This is a genomic window from Streptomyces murinus (assembly GCF_002154555.1).
GTDB classification, from domain to species: Bacteria; Actinomycetota; Actinomycetes; order Streptomycetales; family Streptomycetaceae; genus Streptomyces; species Streptomyces murinus.
The window spans coordinates 1-2,634 of the sequence record NZ_MUNF01000830.1 but is presented as its reverse complement, the minus strand read 5'-3'; the positions used below and the strand labels follow the sequence as shown (position 1 = coordinate 2,634).

Below are 2,634 nucleotides of genomic sequence, written 5' to 3'. Positions count from 1 at the left end.
GCCGTCGCGCCAGTGGTCGGCGGCCGCGTACAGCCGTACCGCGGCCGGCAGGTCACCGAGCCGGGCGAACAGACCGGCCGCGGCGTCCACCATGCCGCTGGTGACCGACTCGGCGCAGCGCACGGCGACGGCCTCCGCCAGTGCCCCGGCCAGGATCGGCAGGCCCCGCTCGGGGCCGGACTCCGCGGCGACCAGCAGCGCCTCGATGGTGCGCATCCCGGCCACGAACTGCGGTGGGGACGTCTCGGGCCCCGCCACCTCGCGGATCGCGTCGAAGTGCGCCCGGGCCTCGGCGGACCGGCCGTCGTACAGGGCGATCCAGGCCCGCATCAGCAGCACGAAGGCGCGGGACTCCGGGACCGCGTACCGCTCCGCGGCGGTGCCCGCCTCGTCCAGGGCGGCGAGCGCGGTGTCCCGGTCCCCGAAGCGGAAGGCGATGTCGGCGAGGCGGGCCAGCAGGAACGGCGACTCCGCGTACGCGCCCACCTCGTAGGCGAGCCGCAGCGCCTCCGCGTACTCGCCGCGCGCCTCGGCGAACCGACCGCGCGCCATGTGCGCCTCACCGGCCGCGCTGCACACCTGCGCCCGCATCCAGCGGTCCCCGACCCGGCGGCCGAGCACCCGCAGCTCGGCCAGGTCCTCGTCCACCCCGAGCAGATTGCCCGGGGAGTCGACCCGCACATGGGCGCGGAACATCAGCGCGGCGCCCAGCTCCCAATCGCCGCCGTACGCACGGCAGTTGTCGACCACCGGGGAGGTGTCCCGGGCGGCGTCCTCCGGGCTGCCCAGGTAGTAGGCGGTCATCGGCCAGATGACGCCGGGGAGGCGGGCGGCGATCGGGCCACCGGGCTCGTAGGCGGCCCGGACGAGGGTGAGGTAGCGCGGGGCCCGGTCGTCGGTGGCCAGGTGGTCCATGCTGCCGCCCGCCGTCAGGAACAGCTCGAACAGCCGCAGGTCCATGCGGAGTTCGCGCAGCGGGTGGGCGGCCTCGGCGTCGGGGGCGGCGAGCAGCGCGGCCACGTGGTCGGCCGACTCCGTGCGGGCCGCGAGGGTCGCCGGGTCGTCCGCCGCGCCGGTGTCGAGGGCGGCGCCGAGCCTGAGGACCTGGCGCACCCGGGTCACCGCTTCCTGGCGGTAGTTGCGCAGCCACCAGAACCAGCACATGGACCGCACGAGCGCGCCCGCAGCCGCCTCCTCGCCCGCCCGTACCGCGCGGTCCAGGGCGGCGCGGATGTTGTCCAGGTCGCTCTCCAGGCGGGAGATCCACCGGAGTTGGTCCGCCGAGCGCAGCAGCGGATCGGCCTCCTCGACCAGGGCGCGCGCCCAGGCGCGGTGGCGGCGCTCGGCGGCGGCGCGCTGCCCGGGAGCCTCGGCGGCACGCTCGGCGGCGTACTCGTGGATGGTCTCCAGCATCCGGTAGCGCATGCCGCCGGAGCCGCCGGGGGTGGCGACGACGAGGGACTTGTCGACCAGTGCCCCGATCAGGTCCGCCACCGGCCCGGTGCACACGGCCTCGGCCGCGCCGAGGTCCCAGCCGCCGGCGAAGACGGAGACCTCGCGCAGCACGGTGCGCTCCCGCTCGTCCAGCAGGTCCCAGGACCAGTCGACCACCGCGCGCAGGGTCTGCTGGCGGGGCAGCACCGTGCGGCTGCCGGAGGTGAGCAGCCGGAAGCGGTCGTCGAGGCGGTCGGCGATCTGCCACGGGGTCAGCAACCGCAGCCTGGCCGCTGCCAGTTCGATGGCGAGCGGCAGTCCGTCCAGGCGGCGGCAGATCTCCGCCACGGCGGCGGTGTCGCCGAGCACCGCGTCGGTGTCGGGGCGTACGGCCCTGGCGCGTTCGGCGAAGAGGCGGTGCGCCTGCTCCGGGACCAGGGGTTCGACCGGGCGCACGGACTCGCCGGGCACGCCCAGGGGTTCGCGGCTGGTGGCGAGGACGGTGAGGTGCGGGCAGTGGGTGAGGAGGGTCTCGGCGAGGGCGGCGGCCGCGTCGATGACGTGCTCGCAGTTGTCGAGGACGACAAGTTCGGCGCGCGGGGCGCAGTACTCGATCAACAGGGCGGTGGGATCGGTCTGCTGGGGGGCCAGCTCGGGGTTCAGGAGCACGGTCTCGCGCAGCCCGAGGGCGCTGACCACGGCGCCCGGCACCGCGTCCGGCTGGTCCAGCGGGGCCAGTTCGACCAGCCAGGCCGGGGCGAGGGCGGCGGCGGCCTCCTCGGCGAGCCGGGTCTTCCCGGAGCCGCCTGGCCCGGTGAGGGTGACGAGGCGGGAGCGTCTCAAGTCCGCGCGTACGGCTTCTAGTTCGCCTTCCCTGCCGACGAAGGAGGTGAGACGGGGACGGAGGTTGCCCCGGCGGGCCGGCGGCGGGACGGGCCGGTGTTCCTGTGCCAGCAACTCGGCATGCAGGGCGCGTAGTTCGGGGCCCGGGTCGGTGCCGAGGGTGTCGGCGAGGGTGCGGCGGACGGACTCGTGGGCCGCGAGGGCGTCGGCGGGGCGGCCGGTGTCGGCGAGGGCGCGGATGAGGAGGGCGTGCAGCGGTTCGTCGTACGGATGGGCGGTGGTCAGCTCCCGCAGTTCCGGTACGACGTCCCGGGCGCGGCCCAGGGCGAGCGCGGCGGCGGCGCGGGCGCGGGTCGC

At 76.1% G+C, this 2,634-nt stretch carries 1 protein-coding gene; it reads right to left on the bottom strand.

Annotated features, from left to right (window positions below; translation table 11 throughout):
- Positions 1-2,634: ATP-binding protein (locus CCN72_RS35560; RefSeq protein WP_107430268.1), on the bottom strand; the 2,634-nt coding region annotated here is incomplete at both ends.